Here is a 20,143-nt window from a genome sequence, read left to right as displayed (position 1 = left end):
GGCGTGGCGCGCCCGCGTTTCCGGCCGCCGGTGAACCGTCCCCTGGAGCAGTCTCAGTGAACCTTCGCGTCTGGAAATGGCAGTTCTGGCAGCAGATCGTGCTGTCGCTCGTGCTGGGCGTCGCCGTCGGCGCCGTCATCAACAACACCGCCGCCGACGGCAGCAAGATCGCCACCGACTGGCTGGACCCCTTCGGCGACGTCTACGTGTCGCTGCTGAAGGTCGTCGTCGTCCCGCTGGTGTTCGCCGCGATCGTGGTGAGCATCGGCAAGCTGCGCAACGTCGGCAACGTCGCCCGCCTCACCGGCAAGACCCTCGGCTGGTTCGTCATCACCTCGGCGATCTCCACGGCCGTGGGCCTCGGCGTCGCCTTCCTGATCAACCCCGGCGAGGGCCTCGGCCAGCTGGCGAGCGAGAAGACCACGACCGACCCGGTCACCTGGACCCAGGTCCTGCACAACCTGTTCCCGTCCAACATCGTCAAGGCGATGGCGGAGGGCAACGTCCTCGGCGTCGTGACCTTCGCGGTGCTGTTCGGCGCGGCGCTGGTCGCGGTCGGCGAGCGCGGCGAGCGCATCACGGCCCTGGTGGACGACCTGTACGGCGTCATGCAGAAGGTCGTCTGGTGGGTCGTCCGGCTCACCCCGATCGGCTCGTTCTTCCTGATCGGCTCGGTCGTGGCCACCTACGGGCCGTCCACGCTGGAGCCGCTGGCCAAGTTCACCGGCGCGATCTACCTGGCCGTCGCGGTCATGCTGCTGATCGGCTACCCGATCCTGCTGCGCGTGTTCGGACGGGTCTCGCCGCTGAGGTTCTTCCGCAACTCCTGGCCCGCGCTGCAGTTCGCGTTCGTCTCGTCGTCCTCGATGGCGACGCTGCCGATCGCGCAGCGCGTCCAGATCGAGCGCAACGGCGTCCAGCCCGAGTACGCCAGCTTCGCCCAGCCGCTCGGCGCGACCATCAAGTTCGACGGCTGCGGCGCGATCTACCCGGCGGTCGCGGCGGTCTTCGTCGCCCAGTACATGAACCTGCACCTGGGCCTCGCCGACTACCTGCTGATCGCGCTCGCCGCGGTCATCGGCCAGCTCGGCACCGGCGGCACCCCCGGCCCGGCGCTGGTGGCGCTCACCCTGACGCTGACCACGGTCGGCCTGCCGCTCACCGCGGTCGGCTACCTGATCGCCATCGACAAGATCATCGACATGGCCCGGACCGCGCTGAACGTGACCGGCCAGATCGCGATCCCGGTGATCGTGGCCCGCTCGGAGAAACTCCTCGACGAGGACCTCTACAACGCCCCCAAGGGCGACCTCGGCACCGCGCCGAAGGAGGTCCCCTCCACCCCGCGCGAGGCCGTCCCGGTCCCCGCCTGACGGCACGATTCCGGGTGGCGCACCGCGCCGCCCACCCCCCGAACGAACGGCCCCGCGCCCCCACCCGGACGCGGGGCCGTTCCGCGCCCGGGGGTCGCCTGTCACCAGGACGGACGCTGGCCCGGCTCCGCGCCCGGGGGCGCCTGTCACCAGGACGGACGCGGACCCGGCTCCACGTCCGGAGGGTCGCCTACCACCAGGACGGACGCAGGCCCGGTTCCGCGCCCGGGGGCGCCTGTCACCAGGACGGACGCGGGGCCCGGCCCTGTCCGGCGGGGTGGGGGCGGCGCTAGTGTGAGCGGCCCGCCGTCCGGGTGCGCGGACGGCGGCACACCCCCTGCCCGAGGAGGCCGACCTTGCTCCGACCGATCGCCGTGACGGCGCTGATCCTGGCCCTGGCCACCGCCTGCGGAGGCGGGGACGGCGACGACTCCGGGACGGACCGGGCCGCGGGCACCGCCCCGGCGCCCTCCTCCGGCACCCCGGGCGCAGCGGGCTCCCTGGGCCCGGCGGGCTCCCCCAGCGCCGCGGGCACTCCGGGCGGGCCGGGCGGGCCGGGCTCCACGGCCTCCCCCGACGCGGCGGGCAGCCCCAACGCGTCGGGCGGCCCGGTCACGATCAACGGCGTCACGCCGGGCCGCGCGGCCCCGTCCAAGCTGGACGGCACGTGGACGTCCGGCCAGGTCAAGCTGTTCTTCTACCGCGGCGCGGCGGCGCTCAACTCGCCGAACTTCTGCACGGGCTCCATCACCCCGCAGAACGCGATCACCCTCACCTGCGCGGACAGGTCCACCCAGCGCACGCAGGGCACGGCCGAACTGTCGGGATCGTCCCTCAAGGTCACCTGGACGGGCGGCACCGTGGACACCCTCACCCGCAAGAGCTGAACCCGGCCCGGCCCGCGACCACCGAAGCGAACGGCCCCACGCCCCGGACGGCCCCCGCATCCTGAACGGCCTCACTTCCCGACAGCTCCGCATCCCGAACGGCCCCATATCCCGAACGGTCTCGCGCCGCTCGGGATGCGGGGCCGTTCGGCCGTTTTCGGTCGTTTTCAGCCTGCGTTGGGCGCAGACGTGCAGGTCAGACGTCCGGTTGTCATGGTGGCCGGATCCGGCCACGGCTAAACGATCTTGTTGACATCAGTAGTTACTGACGGGTTTGGATGAACCTTCACGTTTTTCCTGCAACGCCCGGACCCCCACCCCACCCACGTTCTGCCTGCGTGTCCGGCCGGGGTCCGAGAAGGAGGCGAAGCATGCGTCGTAGGACGCGCGCGGGGGCGGCGGCACTGGCCGCGGCCCTGGGCACCACCTCGTTCCTGACGGTCTCGGTCACGGCGGCACACGCCGCCCCGGCGACCGAGTACTCCGTCCCGATCCCGGACGTGATGCCCAACGGGCTCGCCAAGGGCCCCAACGGCTCGGTGTGGTTCACCGAGAGCGCGGGCGGCATCGGCCAGATCTCCTCCTCCGGGAAGGTGACCGAGTACGCCGTCCCGGACAACTCGCAGAAGCTGAAGGCGCTGCCGTCCGGGATGGCCAACGGATCCGACGGCTCGATCTGGTTCACCGACATGAACCAGACGCAGCCGCGGGTCGGCCGGGTCGACCCGGCGACCGGCAAGTCCACGATGTGGGAGCTGCCGACGTCCGGGGCCGTGAACTTCGCCTACAGCTCGCTCACCTCCATCACGCCCGGAGCCAACGGCACGATGTGGTTCACCGGCGTCAACTCGGGCGCGATCGGCAAGATCGACGCCTCTGGCAACGTCACCCTCTACGCCGCCGGCGGCTACCCCACGTCCGTGGTGGTGGGCAAGGACGGCGGCGTCTGGTACCCCGACGCGACGGGCAGCATCGGACGCCTCGACCCCGCCACCAGCGCGGTCAAGAAGTTCGACGTCCCGGGCGCGGTCCAGGGCAGCCCGGCGTTCACCGACATCATCAACGGCCCGGACGGCAAGGTCTGGTTCAGCGAGTCGGGCGTGAACCGCCTCGGCTCGGTCGACCCCGCGACGGGCGCGGTCCGCCAGTACACGCTGTCGACGGCCGACTCCAAGCCGACCGGCCTGCTCGCCGGCCCGGACGGCCGGATCTGGTTCGCCGAGACCGCGGCCAGCAACATCTCCGCGATCGACCCGAGCAGTGGATCGGTCCAGGAGTACCCGCTGCCGTCGACCCTGTCGACGCCGCGGAGCCTGATGCTCGGCCCCGGCGGGAAGATCTGGTACACCGCCCCCGGCCGTGGCCGCGTCGGCGCGTTCGACCCGGCCAACCCGCCGGCGGGCGCCCCGCACGGCGCGACCCCGCCGCTCTCGACGGGCACCCTGCCGTCGTCCGCGCCCGGCTGGGCCAACCGCTGCCAGGTGGGCGAGATCTGCCAGACGCAGATCGTCACCGGCGGTGAGATGAAGATCGGCAACTTCGTCCAGAAGCTGCCGTCCGGTTCCATCCGGGTCACCGGCGGGATCAACGACCTCACCGACATCTCGAACATCCCGATGAACCCGCCGGTCATCGGCAGCCTGCTGGAGGCCAAGGAGCTCGAGGTCCCCGGCGGCCTCATCGGCCAGCTGCCGCTGGTCGGCCCGATCCTCGGCCAGTCGCCCGCCGCGCTGTGGGCGGTCAACAAGCTGACCGTCACGCAGTCGCTGGCGGGTCCGGCAGCGGCGTACTTCACCAGCACCGGCGGGCTCGGCGCGCGGCTGTCGCTGAACCTCAAGCTGAACAACCCGCTGCTCGGCGACTCCTGCGTGATCGGCCCGGTCAACGCGTCCCTGGAGCCGCAGATGACCGCGGGCGGCATGACCAGCGACCCCGCGCTCGGCTGGAACGCCGGACCGGTCTCGATCAAGGCCCCGGTGTCGGTGCCGTCCGCCAAGGGCTGCGGCCCGTTCGGCATCCTGAACGGCGTCATCAACCAGCTCATGGGCCTGCCGTCGGGCGCGTCCAAGAACATGATGACCCTCAACGGCATCTTCTCGATGGCCGCGGGCACCAACCCGTCCAACGACCAGTCGCTGCGGGCCAAGTCGTCCACGCTGTCCCCGGCGCTGCAGAAGCTGCTGGTCAAGAAGCCCAAGGCGCACGCCATTCCGAAGGCTCCGAAGAAGGTCACGCTCCACCTGACCGCCCGTCACTGACACCGCGCCTCCAGCGCGACCCGTCACCCCGGTCCGCCGCCGTCCGCCCCACGCGGACGCCGGCGGACCGCCGCGTTTCCAGGACCGTCGCACAGAGGGGACCGCCGCGCGTTCGGCGACCGCCACGTCCAGGAGACCGGCACGCGTCCGGCGACCGTCGTGTCCAAGGGACCGCCGTGCGCTCAAGGACCGCCACGTCCAGGAGACCGGCGCGTTCGGCGACCGTCGTGTCCAGGGACCGCCGCGCGCTCGGGGACCGTCGAGGTTACGAAGACCGTCGGGGCTCGGGGACCGTCGAGGGTGCGAAGACCGCCGGGCCCGGGGATCGCCAGGGTTTTGGCCGCCCTCAAGGATTGTCGGCCCGGGGGGTCGCCCGGCCTCAGGGGCCCGGCCGGGGTCAGGTGGGGGTGCTGAGCTGGGCGTGGAGGGTGATGGCGAAGGCGGGGCCCGCGTTGGTGAGCTCGTGGGTGTGGGTGCCGCCGTGGACGCGGACGCGGTTGGCGCGGAGGGGGCGTTCGGCGACGCCCTCCTCGGCGATGGAGACCTCGACGAGTTCGCCCGCGATGAGGATGCTGACCTCGGTGGCGACGTGGTCGTGGACGCCGGTGCGGTGGGCGGGGGGCCAGGTGGTCAGCCACAGCCGGACGCCGTCGACGTCGTCCAGCGGGACGCGGACGGGCCCGGCGGGGTCGAAGCCGACCAGGTGCCACCAGCCGTCCGGGCGGGCGGCGAGATCGCGGATGCGGGAGGCGAGCTGTCCCACGGTGGGCGGGCGCTTCAGCAGGTCACGGCCGTGCGGGTCGTCCTGCCCGCGCATCATGAGGTCGGGAGCCAGATCGAGGTCCACGTGAGGAAGTCCTTCGGCTGCGCCCCGTCCGTGCGGACGGATCAGGGCGGGTGTCGAGTCGGAGGTCGGGAAGATCAGCGACGACAACACGAAGGACACAGCGCGCTGGAGGCCCGGCCGATGGCCACGGGGCACCCCTGGAAGACTCGCGCTGGCATGCACACCAGGACACACTCCGTGACCGTCCGTTGTCAAGTCGATCAGCGCGAGACGACCTGAAGTCCTGTTTTTCCTAGTGTTCACCGATTGATCACGTCCGGTCCGGAAATCCGCTTCCGGACGGGGAGAACATGCGGATCGGCATGACCGAAAGACGATCGGAGTCGGCGATGGAGCTGGACAGGCGGAATCTGCTGCGCGGCGGGCTGGTGGCGGGCGGCGGCGCGGCGCTCGGCCTGCTGTCCAGCGGGACGGCGAGCGCGAAGCCCGGGCCGACGGCCCCGGCCCTCGCGCGCTCGGGCCGCGCCCGGATCACGCACGGCGTTCAGGCCGGTGACGTGACCGCGCGCGAGGCCGTGGTGTGGACGCGGTCGGACCGTCCGGCGCGGATGCTGGTCGAGGTGTCCCGGCGGCCGGACTTCCGCGGCGCGGACCGGATCCGCGGCCCGGTGCTCACCCCGGACACCGACCTGACCGGCAAGACGTTCCTGCGCGGCCTCCCTGCGGGCGAGCAACTGCACTACCGGGTCGTCCTCGCCGACCTCGACCGGCACGGCGTGACGTCCGCGCCCGTCGTCGGACGGCTCCGCACCGCCCCGCGCAAGCGCTCCGACATCTCGTTCGTGTGGTCGGGCGACCTGGCCGGGCAGGGCTGGGGCATCAACCCCGAGCTGGGCGGATACCGGATCTTCGACGCGATGTCCGCGGTGGACCCGGACTTCTTCCTGTGCAGCGGCGACCTGGTCTACTCCGACGGCCCGGTGCAGCCGACCGTCGCGCTGCCGGACGGCCGCACCTGGCGCAACCTGGTGACGCCCGAGAAGACCAAGGTCGCCGAGACGCTCGCCGAGTACCGCGGCCAGTTCCGCTACAACCTGGAGGACACGGCCTTCCGCGCCTTCAACGCGCGCGTCCCGATGCTCTACCAGTGGGACGACCACGAGGTGCTGAACAACTGGTACCCGGGCGAGATCATCAACCGTCCGGGGTACACCGAGAAGCGCGTGGACGTCCTCGCCGCGCGCGCCCGCCGCGCGATGTTCGAGTACACGCCGACGACCGTCCGCGCCCAGGTCGGCGGACGGATCTTCCGCAAGGTCTCCTACGGCCCGCTGCTGGACGTGTTCATGCTCGACATGCGCACATACAAGAACCCGAACACGACCGGGACCGAGGCGTCCGGGCCCGGCCTGCTCGGCCCGGAGCAGGTGGCCTGGCTGAAGCGCGAGCTGCGCGCCTCGAAGGCGACCTGGAAGGTCATCGCCAACGACCTGCCGCTCGGACTGATCGTCCCGGACGGCACGGAGGGCAAGCCGAACATCGAGGGCGTCGCGCAGGGCGACAACGGCAAGCCGCTCGGCCGCGAGCGCGAGTTCGCCGACATCCTGAGCTACGCGAAGAAGCACCGCGTGCGGAACATGGTCTGGCTGACCGCCGACGTCCACTACACGGCCGCGCACTACTACGACCCGGCGAAGGCGTCGTTCTCTGACTTCGACCCGTTCTGGGAGTTCGTGTCCGGGCCGCTGAACGCCGGCGCCTTCGGGCCCAACGCCCTTGATTCCACGTTCGGCGCGACGCTGAAGTTCCAGTCGGCGCCGCCGCGCGCCAACACGTCCCCGGCCGAGGGCTTCCAGTTCTTCGGCCAGGTCGCCATCGACGCCGCGTCCGAGACGCTGACCGTCACCCTCCGCGACCTGGACGGCAAGGCGCTGTTCACGAAGCCGCTGACGCCCGTCCGCTGATCTTTTCTGAGCACCGGCCCCCGTCCGCGATCCGGACGGGGCCGGTTTCGTCATTCAGGACGGGCGCTGATGCGGGCTCGCCAGGAGCCGCGAGCCAGGTGGATGGTGCCGCTGGAGGAGATCCAGGCGCGTGCGCCGAAGAGCGGGAGTTCGCCGTCGAGCAGCCAGCGGTGGCGGAGATCGTCCAGGGCGTCCCAGAGGCGGCGAGGGCCCGCCTGGCGGACGAGCGGGAGGGCGTCGGCGGTGGCGGTGGCTCGGGCCCAGGAGCCGTCCGGGTGGATCATCCAGGCCGTTCGGTGCTCCCCGCTGCGCTCGATGCGGTGCGTGAGGCCGGGGTGGTCGATGGCGAGCATTGAACGCAGCTCCCAGGACTCCTCGACGTCGACGATCGGGTAGCGGCCGATGCTCTCCTCGGCTTCGTCCTCTTGGAGTTCGGGGGCTGGGGTGGGCGGGTAGTCGGGGCCGGTGCGGGTCGACATGAACCCGGCGCGATCCCATTCGATGCGTCCCTCGGCGGGCATCGCGGACGCGTCGTCGGTCTTGGTCGCGGTCAGGATCGCGTGGATGCCGGTGAGGGTTGTGACGAGCCGTCCGCCGGGCCGGAGTGCCTGGATCCAGGAGGACGGGATGGGGCGGACGGCGACTGTGGACACGATCCGGTCGTAGCTGTCCGGGAGCGGGCCTGTCGCGTCGCCTGCGACCAGGCGGGCGCGGACGCCGAGAGCGCCGAGGCGTTCGGCTGCGGCTTCGACCAGGTAGGGATCGACGTCCATGGCGGTGAGGGTGTGGCCGCCGAGCGCCGATGACAGCAGCGCGGTGCCGTAGCCGGATCCGACGCCGACGTCCAGGACGTCGGCTCCGCTGTAGAGCTGGGCGTGCCGGTACATGGTCAGCAGGAGGCTGGGCAGGGTGGAGGACGAGGTCGGACGGCCGCTTGTTGTGTCGTCGGGCGCGGCGTGGTCAGCGTGGCGGGGGCCGACCTTGGTGACGAGGGTTCGGTCGCTGTAGATCGTCCGGAGCCATGCGGACGTGTCGTCCGAGCCGTCGCGCAGCGTCCAGGCGGTGTCGTCGTCCTCCCACCAGCGCGGAACGAGCAGGTGGCGGGGTGTGGAGCAGACCGGCCCCCACCAGCGCGAACCTGGGTGAGTGACCCGGGAGGCGAGGGCCTGGGCGAGCGTTACCCAGGTGTTCGGCATCGGCTGTCGCTCCTAACGGTCGGGGTTGCAGAAGGACGGATTGCAGGACTCGGTTTCGGCGGGCGCGCAATCGTTGCTGTCGTCGTTCGGCTTGCAGCCGTTGGCGTCGGGGCTTCTGCGCGGTATCCGTCTGCGCAGCTCACGCCAAGCCTGCCCGGACAGGACGTCACCGAGGGTGTGCTCGCGGACGTTGCCTGCGGAGATGGCTCGGGCCATCGTGCACAGCCAGACCTCACCGTCCGGGCCGATGGCCGCACGTCCGTCACCGCAGCGTCCGCACAGTTCGGCGAGCGGGTCGATACCCGGCTCGGCGGCACGGCCGATGCGTCGGGTGTGGTCGGCCGATACGTTCGTGACACCCCTGAGCCGAAGCTGTTCGGCGGCTTGGTGGACGCGCTGACTGTCCAGCACGCGGACGATCCCGACGCGCAGGGGGATGCCCAGTTCGGCAGCGCGGTCGATGTTGGCGCGGGTCTGCCGCCAGGTCGGCCGTCCGGTGATCGCGCCGTGCTGGTCCTGGTCGTCGCTGTACCAGGAGGTCGCCAGCCGGACGCCGTCCTGGGCGAGGACGCGCCACAGGTCGTCTCTGACGTGGACGAGGTTGGAGTACACCTCGATGCCGAGGCCGACACCGACAGCGTGATTGATCAGGGTGGCCAGCCCCGGGTACAGGGTCGGCTCGCCGCCGATGACGCACAGCTCCCGAACACCCAGGTCAGTGGCCTGATCGATGACGCGATGCCAGTCAGCGGACGTCATCGTCCCGGACGGCACGCCGGGCCCGGATGCGTTGTAGCAGGGACGGCAGGCGAGCTGGCAGCGGCGAGTGATCTCCAACCACAGCCGATCCCAAGCCTTATCGGACGTCTCCGTAGGTGTGATCGCGGGGACGGTCATCTCACGCTCCTGCGGCGTTGAGTTGGGTGGCGAACGCGCCCTTGAGCGCGGTGATCGCCTCGTACGGATGGTCGATCTCGGCGAGCGGAACGCCGTCCAGGTGCCACCACCAGCGGCCATCGTCGTCCGGACGGCGCGCACAGGTGATCAGGCCGTCAGCGAGAACGTCCGCAGGCTGATCGGACTCGTTGCCCTTGCCGGGATGGACCATGACGCGAAGCCCCGCGTCACTCCACTCGGTCGCAAAGCCGTGGACCGAAAGCTGCGGCTTCAGCCCAGCCAGCGCCCGCCTCGCCGGACTCCCGAAGTCGGTCACCACGACCGTCTCCCGAGCCGAGGACGCCGGACGGGCGGTTCGTCGGACGGGACGGGCCACCCCGCATCGGCGACAAGCGGCCCCAGCGCGTCATGGACGGCCGCGAGCACTTGCGGCAACTGGAAGCGCGTGCCCAGAAACCGTCCGGACGAGTCGCAGAACCAAGCGACCTCGTCGTCCCCGCTGAGCAACGGCTCGACGTGCACAGAAAGTCCGGTCCGATCCAACGCGGGATGCGTCACCCGCACCAGCGGCGGCGACAGCTCGTACCGCGTCAGGACGGTCCACCCGGCAGCGGTCAGAAGCTCGGCCAGCTCACGCAGGTAGCGCTCGCACGAGGGCGTCCGAGTCATCCGCACAGCAGACTCACGTCCCAGGCCACAACGACACCGACCAGCGCCGCAGCCGCCCCCACCAGCGCCAACCCCCGCGTCCCGAGCCGCCGCCGCCGAACGGGCCTCCGCACCACGCAGGCATCGGAGTACCGCGCCGCCCGAGCATGAGCCGTCTGCATCGGCCGAGGGGACGGGGAGGCACCCGCCGACATCACCCGGGCCGTCACCGTCACGAGCGGCGGAGGCGGCGCGTCCTCCCGGACGGCCCGAACGTCCATCGTCGGCCGACGCGGCGGCCACGTCGCCGGAAGCGTCCGCCGAATGCACGCGGCAAGCTCCGGTGCCGTCCGTGCCTCAACCAGGCGGTCACCAAGCAGGGCCCACCACGTCCCCGTGTACTCACCCCACCACGACGGAACTCCCGGAAACTGGCGCTGCAACGCAGCCAGCAGGACGTCCGGGTCGGCCTCCACAAGAAGGCTCATGACGCGACCGCCCCAGCGGACCGAGCGAGCAGCCGCCGGATCTCACCCACCGCGTAGTGCGCGCACTCCGCCGAGGCCAGCGGCGTGCCCGACGCGTCCCAGAACCAGAGCCGGTCGCCGTCGCCGGGCCGCTCGCAGCACACGACACGCACTTCGGCCTGCGGACGGTCCGGGTCAGCGACCAGGACGATCGCATCGGACGCCTCGACCGACAGCTGCCGTTCGCGGAGGCACCCGGCCAGCACCCCGAGGTACTGCCTGGCGGTCAGCGCACCGGGCCACCCGCACGCCCCCGAAGCACACGCCTCGGCCACCTCACCGTCCCAGACGACCGTCCGCGCGAGCATCCACCGCAGACCACGAGCGTCCGCCGCACTCAGCGCCCGAACCCCACCCCGCGAGTCCCACTCCGCGCCGCTCCTACGCAGAGCACCCCACTTCAAGCCGGACGGATCACCAGAAAGGTGGACCACCCAGCCAGGAAACTCCTTGCTCAGAAGTTCCAGTTCTGTGCGTTCCTGATCAGTCAGACCAGAAACATCTGGCTTACCCCTAAGATCTGCCATGGATCGGACCTCCTGCGTCCGGTCAAGGCCCCGGGTCCCCCGCTGTTCGCGCAGCGGGCCGGGGCCGCCTCATGTCGGATCGCGTCGACAGCACCCAGAACTCGGGATAGCGCTCTGACCACAGCCGACACGCATTGAAGAGCCGTCCTCAAGGAGCCCGAAGCCGGGCCACCTTGCAGCGCATGACACACAATGCGCCTGCCTGATTACCCACGGCGACGACACTGCTGGACATCTACCGACATCTATCCGCCAAGGACCTGACGCCAGATGTCCCGGGATGACAGGCTCGGGCCATGAACGAGCGCCTCCGCCGCGCGATGTTCCGCAGCGGCCTCGACATCGACAGCCTCGCCCAAGCCGTCGAGGTCAGCACCAAAAGCGTCGAGCGCTGGCTCCACAGCGGAATGACTCCGTATCCGCGCACCCGTTATCGTGTGGCCGCCGTTCTCGGTGAGGATGAGTCGTACCTGTGGCCTGCCGCGATCGACAAGGCATCCCTAACCGGCGCGGAATTGGTCGCCACCTGGCCCAGGCGCAGCGACGTCCCCCGTGAACTCTGGACCGACCTTCTCCGGCAGGCGGAGCGGAATATCGACTACATCGCGTTCGCCGGCTTGTTCCTCGCCGAAGAGATCCCCGATTGGATCCCAACCCTGCGAGCCAAAGCCGAAGCAGGCGTCCGTGTTCGGATGCTCTTCGGAGATCCTCAAGGACAGCAGCTCGCTTCACGTGACTCTGAGAACGAGATCGGCGGCGGGGTCGGTGGTCGGGTGGCCGCGGTCCTGTCCCACTACCGACCGCTCGCCGATCTCCTGGACATCCGGCTCCACGACACCCCGTTGTACGCCTCGATCTATCGGTTCGACGACGAGATGATCGTGAACATCCACGTCTACGGAATCCTCGCTGCCTACACTCCGACGATGCGGATCCGGCGGGTCGACGGCGCGTATTTTCAGACCTTCCTGGAGAGTTATGAGAAGGTCTGGGCTTCCGCTCGGCACTTGGAGGTGAGTGGGAATGGGCAAGACGCGCCGCGTTGACCACTGGAAGGATCCGTACGCACCTCAGCCGACAAGCCGGACACCTTCGGCCTCGGTTCTGGCGCGTGACCCGGATGGCCGAATCCTGTTGCTCCGCCGCCCGGACAACGGCCTCTGGACGATCCCGACCGGCGGCCTGAAGAAGGGCGAGACCATCACCGAATGCGGCGTCCGCGAATGCCGTGAGGAAACTGGCCTCGACATCGAGATCACCGGCCTGGTCGGCGTGTTCACCACACCAGATCACGTGATCGAGTACGTAAGGGACGGCCGGGTCGACGAGGTACGCCAGCCAGTGAACGTGTGCCTACACGCGCGGCCGGTCGGCGGAGCCCTGACCACGACGGACGAGGCATCCGAAGTGAAGTGGGTCAGCCCGGACGACCTGGACGAATACGAGATTCATCCGGCATTGCGTCGCCGGATCGACCACGGGCTCAACAGCAACACCCCGCACATCGACTAAGCACCCAGCACAAAGCTGCGCACCACAGGCATCCTCATACGTGCCGCACACCGATCAGTGACGGCCGGGAAACGTGACAATCGAGGATGCGAAAAGGCGACCTACCGCGTCTGCGAAGACCTCCAGCCGGAGAACGGATCTCCCCTCGGGCACCCGGCTGATCCGCCACGTGTGGCGAGCCCTCAAGGGCATGAGGACCTGATCGACGTCATGCCGATCTACCAGAGGCAGAAGTTGCGAACCCTCGTGGGACGATGAGGACCTCACGACCTGCGCCACTCCCACAAGACGTGGATGCTGTTGCGAACCCTCCTAAGACCGATGAGGACGTGGGAGGTCGAGGACACGACCTGGTACGTCCTCGTCTTGTTGCGAACCCTCGTAGGGGCGATGAGGGCATCTGTGTACGACCGATGGCACAAGACCCACCCCCGGTTGCGAACCCTTGTAGGAGCGATGAGGACCCGTCCCGGTCCAGCAGGACGTCCTGCTGGACTGGTTGCGAACCCTTGTAGGGGCGATGAGGACCCCAGGGTAAAGCCGCAGGCGCGCGGGTGGAAGGGGCGGCCGCCGGAGGCGGATTCTTCAGCGAACCTCCGGTAGTGCCGTCGGGCCCGGCGTGTCGCTGAATCCGGCTTGATCAACTTGGGGTCGGAAGCTCGCGAGCAACTGCAGGAGGTCATCAAGTGAGCGGTGGCAGTGTCCCGGAGACACCTTGCTCCGCCGCCCCAGCGCATGACCGATCGCCGGTGGTGACGTCCAGGGGTGCCCCACCAAGAGGACCCTGTGCCAGATCCCCATCGTCAAGGGCCCGGCGGGCGGCTCGCTCCGTCTCGGACCTGCTGGGCCGTTACCCGATCTCACCGTCATCCTTTTGGAGCCGAGGAGGCAATTGACGCTCCGTGATGATCCGACAACTGTGATGGCATGAGTAGCGCCGTTGGTGATGCCATACGTGCGGGGCGCCTTCGAAACGGGTGGACGCAGGCCGAGTTCGCCCGCCATGTGCACGTATCGCCGTCCACCGTGTCCCGGTGGGAATCCGGCCACACCCATCTCGTGGATATTCCAACCCTGCGCAGGATCGCGAATGAGTTGGGGTTGGCACCCGAATCTCTCGGACTCACCTCTGGGCCAGCGACGAAGGCACAGGGCGTGATGGATGATGATCCTGTGCACCGTCGTGTCCTCTTGGCCAACCTCGCGGTGACCGCCGCGGGCACTGCCATCCCGGCTGGGTGGTCGAGCGGGACGGCCAATGCGAACGCGGACACGGGGGCGCGACTACTGGACGCTCTGCGCGGCATGCTTCTTGGTACGACCACACCCACGGGAGCGATCCCCACAACGCTGCACCAGGCGAACGTGTTGCTAGCCGACACGACACAGGCCTTCGGCGCGTGCCGATACCGGGACCTCGGCGCCGTGCTGCCCCGCCTCCTCGCGGGTGCGCAGCAAGTGGCCGCAGACCGAGGCTGTCCAGCCGCGCACACGGTCGTCGCTCACGGATACAACCTGGCAGCGCGGCTGCTGATCAAGCTGGACGCAGCCGAGCTGGGGTTGATGGCTGCGGACCGCGCTCAGAGTTTCGCCGCAGCGAGCAACGATGGGGTGCTCATCGGGGAGGCTGCTCGGAACATGTCGGTCCTCGCGCGGAAGATGGGATGGCACGACCAGGCCACCGACCTCGCGCTGCGCGCAGCCGATCAGATCCGCGCCACCGACCCGCGGTCGAAGGCCCAGCGTGGCCTGTTGCTGATGTCGGCGGGATACACCGCCGCCAAGCAACACGACACTGCCGGGCTGACCGATTTCACCGCGCAGGCAGAGCAGATCGCCGGGACGCTCCCGGACAGGATCCTTCTCCCCACGCACGGAGGCGGTTTCGGTGGGCCCGTGGTCGCGCTCCACCTGATCTCCGGTCACAACGCTGCCGGTGATCCGGCCGCTGCTCTCGAAGTTGCGCACAAGATCAGGCTCGGTGCCCTGCCGAGCGTCGAGCGGCGCGCTCGGTACCTGACCGATGTCGCCACGTCCTACGGCATGTGGGGCAAGCGAGCGGAGTGCCTGGACATGCTGCTGCAGGCCGAGCGAATCGCCCCACAGGAGATCAGAGCCCGTCCCGCTGTCCGCAACCTCGTCAACGGCATGCTCACCAGCGGACACACCTCCCGGGAACTCCGCGGGTTCGCCGCCCGGCTACGCCTGCTCTAGCGGCCCGTCAACCCTGCTTGCAGGATCTGCACGCAGCTCGTGCACGCGATGCATGTCCCACGACGGCACCTTGTCCTCCGGCGCATTGTGGAGCCATCCACGAAACGACCCAGCAGGGAGGCAGCCATGAGTCTGGCCGCGTTCGCCCCGCCTCGCGAGCTGACGCTCGACGTCGACGACCTGTTTGACGGTGATCTGGTGCTCATCGTCCAGGGCCCGGAGATCCGCAACGACTACAAGAAGACGGCGGGATCCTCCGACGGCGCGAAGACCTACGACACCACCGCCACCTGATTCCACTTTCGCCGACCGGGGCCCCACCGGGCCCCGGTGGCTGACCGCGAGAGGAGACGGCAGTGTTGAAGCTGAGGATCACCCCGACCGACATGGCCTGGACGTGGAACGGCACCGCGTACGTCACCGAAGCGGGCGGGAGCGAGGTGACACCGTTCACGCACCCGCTGGTGGAGCAGATCGCCGCGGTCGACGGAACCCGGACCGCGATCATCGTCCGGGAGCGAGCACCCGGACGCGCGGCCACGTCAGCGGCCCCGGTCACGGTCACTCCGCACGAGCTCGACGAGATCACCGACCAGGCGCGGCAGTGGCCGCTCGACTACATCCTGATCGAGACCGCTCCGCTTCGGCCGGTCCGGATCACCGCCGGTGGTGTCCGCAGCACACCACTGTTCCTCTCCCACCAGGACGGCATCCTGCACGGCTCGTGGGACATGGCCGACCTGCGGCCCTACGTGCGCGGCCTCAACCCCAAAGAAGTCACGCGGATGCTGGTGTACCGCCCGCGGTACAGCACTGACACGGCGTTCGTGGGGATCCACCGGATGACCGAGCGCGCTGTCGCGACGTTCGGCGGTGATCTGGTCATCCGCTATCCCGAGCCGGTCCTGCACGCCGAACCCCGCACCCTGACTGCGAACGCGGACGTTCTCTCCGCGTTCAGGACCGGGATCGACATGGCGCTGGATGCCCGCCCACTGGAGCCCGACGCGACCCTGTGCCATCTCACCGGGGGCCTGGACTCCGGCTCGATAGCCACCCGCGCCGCGCGGCGCTGGCCCGGCCGCGTCAACACGGCCACCCTCGTGATCATCGGCGCGGGCCGCGATCAGCAGGTCCGGCGTCGCGCCGAGATCCGCGACAGCCTTCCGTTCGGCCCGGACGACCTGTGCCTGGACACCCGCGACCTCTTGATGTTCACGCCGAGCTCTGCCCGAGCCCGAGGCGCGCCGGTCAGCCCTTACGACGAACCCCTCCACCAGCACTTCGTCGAACTCAACGCGCAGATCGCCGCCCTCGGAGCGCACACGGTCGTCACCGGGCTCGGCGGGGACGAGATGGTCGCGGTCGGATCGGCCGAGTCCGCGCAGGCCGCCCGCGACAAGCGGCAGAACTTCGACCTGCCATGGCTCGGGCCAAGGGCACGCGCCGGAATCGAGTACGGAGACGACGGCATCGCCCCACCCGCCATGGCAGGCGGGATCACCCTCCTCGCCGCCGAGTGCGTCGCCCCGCCACTGCTCCAGGCCGGGCTGTGGCCTGTCCACCCGTTCACCCACCGCGCGCTGGTCGAGCTCGGCGACCAGTTGCCGTTCCACTGGCGCGAACTCAAGCAGCTCCAGCGGCGCCACCTCTCGACGTTCGGGCTGTCGGAGGACGCATGCAACCCGAAGGCACGGGAGTCCTTTGCCGAGCTCGTCGAGGAATCCCTGAAATTGCACGGGATCGCGCTGCTCCACCGCATCCTGAACGAGGGGTCCCCGCTGATCGAGGGTGGCCTCCTCGATCCCGATGGGCTCAAGAGCATGGTCATCGCCCTGGAGAGCGAGCCCTACCGGGAGGACCCCCACTCCAAGCTGGTGGAGGTCATCACCTTGGACGCGGCAGCGCGGGCCTTCCTCTAAGGCGGTCGGAAAGGTCCAGTCGCTCTGACCGCCGGGCCATCATCCACAAGTGAGCGTTGGTGCGCTGTTCCTCGCGCACCAACGCGAACCCCTGCGTGAGGTTGTAACGGGCGACCGCCTCAACCTGGCAGTGGCGCCGCACCCAGGGGATCCCGAGCCTCGCAGCCCGGTCGACGGTCCACAGCGCCATCGTCTCCCCGAGCCTGCCCGGCATCTCGGGCCTGGTGATCGACCCCGACAGGTAGAGGGCCGGTTCGGCGCGCTCGGCATCCGTCCACCCCCACGGCGGCCCCACGTCCTGGACGAGCATCTGCCCGACGACACCGGCCTGGTCATCGACCAGCACCCACACGTCACCGTCCGGATTGTCACACTGGGCCACCATATGCTCCAGCGCAGGCCGCCAGCTCTCCAAGCCGCGGGCCTCCTGCCACGCGCAACGCGCATCAACGAGAGTCCTGACCTGGAACTCGTCGCTGCGGATCGCGGGCCGCATCTCCATCACGCCCCCATTCTGCCCAGCCCACTGACTCCTGACAGGCGAACCACCCGCCGACACGGAGTCGACAGTCGGTCGCGAACCTCGCCCCTAGAGGACGAGCGCCACCCTGCTGAGCCACGCAATCCTCGGCGAGCCCGCCGGTGCGGTTGCGAACCCTCATAGGGGCGATGAGGACGGGACGCGCTCGCGGAGACGTGGCTGCGGCTGGCCGTTGCGAACCCTCGTAGGGGCTATGAGGACCCCCAGGGTAAAGGCGCAAGCGCGCGAGTGGAAGGTGGCTTCGCCGGAAGGGGATTCTTCAGCGAACCGTCGGTTGTGCTGTCGGGCCCGGCATGTCGCTGAAATCCGGCTGATCCACTTGGCACCGGGCGCATACGGGCCACGCGGCTACATGGACCTGCTGCAGGAGGAGTTTCGTTCGCTGACGGGCGTGAGGCGCGTCACGGGTGGGGCGGGTGCTGGCTGCTCAGGGGGCCGCCGCCAGCTGCCTGTCGGAAATCGTGGAGATCGCGTGGAACGGATGGGCTCGTGGCTTCCTCTTCACGGGCGACATCACTTCCTCCCTGGAGGTTCCTATGACCGCGACCACCACGCCTGGCATGCCCGACGTGCCGGGTGTCGACCACCGGTTCGTCGATCTTCCGCAGCGCGGCGTCCGGCTCCATGTCGCGGAGGCGGGGCCTCGGGACGGTGAGCCGGTTCTGTTGCTCCACGGTTTTCCGCAGCATTGGTATGCCTGGCGGCATGTGATCCCGCAGCTGGCCGTCGACCATCGGGTCATCGCCGTCGACCTGCGCGGATTCGGCTGGTCGGACGCGCCCCGCGACGGGTACACCGGCGGCGGCCTCGCGCGCGACGTGATCGCGCTGCTCGACGCGCTGGATCTCGACCGCGTGCGCGTGATCGGCCACGACTGGGGCGCGTGGGTCGGTTTCATCCTCGCCATCGAGTCGCCGGAGCGCGTCAGCCGGTTCGTCGCGGTGAACATGACGCATCCGTGGCCGGAGCACCTCAAGCTCATGCCGAATCTGTGGCGCATGTGGCACACGGCGCTCCTCGAGTACCCGCCGATCGGACGGCTCGTCCTGCGCGGACGTCGGTTCGTCAGGTTCCTGCTCCGCCACTGGGCCGCCGACGCCACCCTGTGGAAGCGCGAGGACCTCGACGTCTACGCCGACGTCTTCCGCGATCCGGCGCGGGCACGGGCCGGGGAGCAGTTCCACTTCCAGTACGTCGTGCACGAGATCCTGCGGCACCCGCGTGGCCGGTACCGTCGCGCACGGCTGACGGTTCCGACACTGATCCTCGCCGGGGAACGTGACCTCGTCATCCCGCCGAGCGTCGTCGGCGACGGGACGAGCCATGCCGACGACCTGCGGGTCAAGGTGATCGAAGGAGGCGGGCACCTGCTGCCCGAGGAGCGGCCGGAGGCCGTCGCGGACGAGGCGCGGGACTTCTTCACCCAAGGCGCGACCCCGGCGTTCAGCGTCGCTCGGGGAGCGAGCGTGGCGTCCTCATAATCGTGGACAGATCATCACGACGGACGGGAGGGGTGGGACAGGTGGCGGAACCCGGCGCAACGGCATCGGGCCCGCCCGACCGCTTCGCCGTCACCGCCGACCTCGTCCGGCGGGCGCAGCGCGGCGACGCGGTGGCGGTGAACGATCTCCTGGACGTCCTGACGCCGTATGTCACCAGGCTCTGTGGCCCGATCGCGCTCCAGGACTCGGCGGACGCGGCGCAGGAGGCGCTGCTCGCCGTGTTCCAGGGCCTGCGCAACGTCCGCGATCCCGATGCCTTCTACAGCTGGGTGCGGACGACGACGGTGCGCGAGGCCGTCCGCGTCGCACGCCGTAACCAACGCCAGATCCCCACCGAACTCGACGTCATCCCGGATGTCGGCAGCCCCGAACTGGCGGCCGACGTCCGGGACGTCCTCGACCGGCTGTCGCCCGAGCACCGGGCGATCCTCGTCCTGCGCGAGATCGAAGGTCTGGACGAGAAGACCGCGGCCGACCGGCTCACGATCTCGCCGGGCACGGCGAAGTCCCGGCTGAGCCGTGCCAAGAGCACCTTCCGAAAGGCATGGACGTCATGACCGCCCACTGGCCAGTCGCCGAGCTGGACCCGGTCCGGCGCATGCGCGTCCTCGCCGCCTCGATCCCCGGCGTCATGTACGCGGAGGAGCACCTGGACATCCCCTACGAACGGGTCTGGACCTACGTCGACGACGTCGAGACGAGCATCCCCGCGCTGATCGCGGACGTCCGCTCCTTCCGGATCGTGGCCCGGGACACCGCCACCCCCGACCCGGCCGAGAAACGGCTCACGGCCAAGGCTGTCGGCCTGCTCGGCAATCGAGGCGCCTTCGAGGTCGTCCTGAAGCCCGGCTGGTGCCTGATGCAAAGCCGCCTGGTCATCGGCGGCATGGCGGCGACCCCGGAAGGCGACGGCACCCGCTTCGCCGGTTGCGGCGGCCTGCGCTTCTCCGGCGGACGCCTGCTGGTCAGGATGGTCCACGCAACGGGCGGCGCCCAACGAATAGTCAACCGCCTACGGCAACAACTCGACCCCTAACGAACAAACCCCAACGACGCCCGGCATCCACCCCAGCGGCTCCGGTTCTCCGCGTGCTGGCTGAGCCGCGTTCGCAGGGGCGGTTTGTCGTGCGTTCGGGGTGTGGCCGAGGGGGCGGGGGTGGTGGGTGTGTATTGCGGGTGTATCGGAAAGCGCATACGGCGGGGCAACGGGGGGCCGGGTTCAGTGGGGGTTTCAGCGGTGGCGTGTGGACGGTCGATCGGAGAAGGGCGTGGTCATGGACTCGGGTTCCGTTGGGGGTATTGGGCGGCGGAGGTTGCTGGGGTGGGGTGGGCTGGCGGCTGGTGTGGCGGTGGCCGGTGCGCCGCTCGTGGGTGTTGGGAGCGCTCGT

19 protein-coding genes are annotated in these 20,143 nt (G+C 69.7%); 12 read left to right on the top strand and 7 right to left on the bottom strand.

Annotated features, from left to right (window positions below; all coding sequences use genetic code 11):
- Window positions 1–56 precede the first annotated feature (56 nt).
- The 3 genes from P696_RS49410 to P696_RS0131840 all read left to right on the top strand — a co-directional run bounded on the left by P696_RS49410 (window position 57) and on the right by P696_RS0131840 (window position 4,518).
- Window positions 57–1,373, top strand: coding sequence for a dicarboxylate/amino acid:cation symporter (locus P696_RS49410; RefSeq protein ID WP_034488141.1), 1,317 nt, complete (start codon window positions 57–59; stop codon window positions 1,371–1,373).
- 356 nt (window positions 1,374–1,729) lie between these two features.
- The gene (locus tag P696_RS0131845; protein ID WP_026415503.1) at window positions 1,730–2,260 is read left to right on the top strand and encodes a hypothetical protein; all 531 of its coding nucleotides are present in this window, start codon (window positions 1,730–1,732) and stop codon (window positions 2,258–2,260) included.
- A gap of 371 nt (window positions 2,261–2,631) precedes the next feature.
- Entirely contained in the window at window positions 2,632–4,518 is a 1,887-nt protein-coding gene (locus P696_RS0131840) for a Vgb family protein (protein ID WP_026415502.1), read from the top strand.
- 397 nt (window positions 4,519–4,915) lie between these two features.
- Here P696_RS0131840 and P696_RS0131835 read toward each other — a convergent pair whose 3' ends face one another.
- The gene (locus P696_RS0131835) at window positions 4,916–5,365 is read right to left on the bottom strand and encodes a cupin domain-containing protein (RefSeq protein WP_026415501.1); all 450 of its coding nucleotides are present in this window, start codon (window positions 5,363–5,365) and stop codon (window positions 4,916–4,918) included.
- 302 nt (window positions 5,366–5,667) lie between these two features.
- On the opposite strand from P696_RS0131835, the gene P696_RS0131830 reads away from it, so the two are divergent.
- Window positions 5,668–7,269, top strand: coding sequence for an alkaline phosphatase D family protein (locus tag P696_RS0131830; RefSeq protein WP_245627896.1), 1,602 nt, complete (start codon window positions 5,668–5,670; stop codon window positions 7,267–7,269).
- 50 nt (window positions 7,270–7,319) lie between these two features.
- Here P696_RS0131830 and P696_RS0131825 read toward each other — a convergent pair whose 3' ends face one another.
- The 5 genes from P696_RS0131825 to P696_RS0131800 all read right to left on the bottom strand — a co-directional run bounded on the left by P696_RS0131825 (window position 7,320) and on the right by P696_RS0131800 (window position 10,845).
- Window positions 7,320–8,465: a methyltransferase domain-containing protein gene (locus tag P696_RS0131825; protein WP_026415499.1), complete on the bottom strand. Its 1,146-nt coding sequence runs from the start codon at window positions 8,463–8,465 to the stop codon at window positions 7,320–7,322.
- A 12-nt stretch (window positions 8,466–8,477) separates the two neighbouring features.
- Window positions 8,478–9,302 carry a radical SAM/SPASM domain-containing protein gene (locus tag P696_RS0131820; protein WP_211245907.1) on the bottom strand — a complete coding sequence of 275 codons (825 nt, stop codon included), beginning with the start codon at window positions 9,300–9,302 and terminating at the stop codon, window positions 8,478–8,480.
- Between the two features lie 61 nt (window positions 9,303–9,363).
- Window positions 9,364–9,681, bottom strand: coding sequence for a hypothetical protein (locus P696_RS0131815; RefSeq protein ID WP_026415497.1), 318 nt, complete (start codon window positions 9,679–9,681; stop codon window positions 9,364–9,366).
- A complete protein-coding gene (locus tag P696_RS0131810) occupies window positions 9,675–10,031 on the bottom strand; it encodes a hypothetical protein (RefSeq protein WP_157430048.1) in 357 nt (118 codons plus the stop codon). Before P696_RS0131810 ends, P696_RS0131815 begins: the two co-directional genes overlap by 7 nt.
- Before the next feature lie 463 nt (window positions 10,032–10,494).
- Entirely contained in the window at window positions 10,495–10,845 is a 351-nt protein-coding gene (locus P696_RS0131800) for a hypothetical protein (protein ID WP_026415495.1), read from the bottom strand.
- Window positions 10,846–11,360: 515 nt separating this feature from the next.
- Here P696_RS0131800 and P696_RS0131795 point away from each other — a divergent pair.
- The 5 genes from P696_RS0131795 to P696_RS0131770 all read left to right on the top strand — a co-directional run bounded on the left by P696_RS0131795 (window position 11,361) and on the right by P696_RS0131770 (window position 16,712).
- Entirely contained in the window at window positions 11,361–12,110 is a 750-nt protein-coding gene (locus P696_RS0131795) for a hypothetical protein (protein WP_034488136.1), read from the top strand.
- Complete coding sequence (locus tag P696_RS0131790; protein WP_170026645.1) at window positions 12,088–12,576, top strand: NUDIX hydrolase; 489 nt, start codon at window positions 12,088–12,090, stop codon at window positions 12,574–12,576. The genes P696_RS0131795 and P696_RS0131790 overlap by 23 nt, the downstream gene beginning before the upstream one ends.
- Window positions 12,577–13,503: 927 nt before the next feature.
- Window positions 13,504–14,790, top strand: a complete 1,287-nt coding sequence (locus tag P696_RS49400) for a helix-turn-helix transcriptional regulator (RefSeq protein WP_084338517.1) — start codon at window positions 13,504–13,506, stop codon at window positions 14,788–14,790.
- A gap of 126 nt (window positions 14,791–14,916) precedes the next feature.
- On the top strand, window positions 14,917–15,084 hold the full coding sequence (locus P696_RS56470) for a hypothetical protein (protein ID WP_157430047.1): 168 nt from the start codon (window positions 14,917–14,919) through the stop codon (window positions 15,082–15,084).
- 62 nt (window positions 15,085–15,146) lie between these two features.
- Window positions 15,147–16,712, top strand: a complete 1,566-nt coding sequence (locus P696_RS0131770) for an asparagine synthetase B family protein (RefSeq protein ID WP_026415492.1) — start codon at window positions 15,147–15,149, stop codon at window positions 16,710–16,712.
- Here the strand turns inward: P696_RS0131770 and P696_RS0131765 are convergent.
- Window positions 16,678–17,217 carry a GNAT family N-acetyltransferase gene (locus P696_RS0131765; RefSeq protein ID WP_170026643.1) on the bottom strand — a complete coding sequence of 180 codons (540 nt, stop codon included), beginning with the start codon at window positions 17,215–17,217 and terminating at the stop codon, window positions 16,678–16,680. The two genes, P696_RS0131770 and P696_RS0131765, sit on opposite strands and share 35 nt — an antisense overlap.
- Window positions 17,218–17,789: 572 nt before the next feature.
- Here P696_RS0131765 and P696_RS49395 point away from each other — a divergent pair.
- From P696_RS49395 to P696_RS49390, 3 genes are read left to right on the top strand one after another with little or no spacing between them, the layout of a single operon-like run.
- Window positions 17,790–18,734 carry an alpha/beta fold hydrolase gene (locus P696_RS49395; RefSeq protein ID WP_051468422.1) on the top strand — a complete coding sequence of 315 codons (945 nt, stop codon included), beginning with the start codon at window positions 17,790–17,792 and terminating at the stop codon, window positions 18,732–18,734.
- 41 nt (window positions 18,735–18,775) lie between these two features.
- A complete protein-coding gene (locus P696_RS0131755) occupies window positions 18,776–19,312 on the top strand; it encodes an RNA polymerase sigma factor (protein WP_026415490.1) in 537 nt (178 codons plus the stop codon).
- The gene (locus P696_RS49390) at window positions 19,300–19,791 is read left to right on the top strand and encodes a hypothetical protein (RefSeq protein WP_051468421.1); all 492 of its coding nucleotides are present in this window, start codon (window positions 19,300–19,302) and stop codon (window positions 19,789–19,791) included. Before P696_RS0131755 ends, P696_RS49390 begins: the two co-directional genes overlap by 13 nt.
- The last annotated feature ends 352 nt before the right edge of the window (window positions 19,792–20,143 follow it).

Origin of the sequence: Actinomadura oligospora ATCC 43269, from assembly GCF_000518265.1 — a bacterium.
GTDB classification, from domain to species: Bacteria; Actinomycetota; Actinomycetes; order Streptosporangiales; family Streptosporangiaceae; genus Spirillospora; species Spirillospora oligospora.
This window is presented reverse-complemented; position numbering and strand designations above follow the sequence as displayed.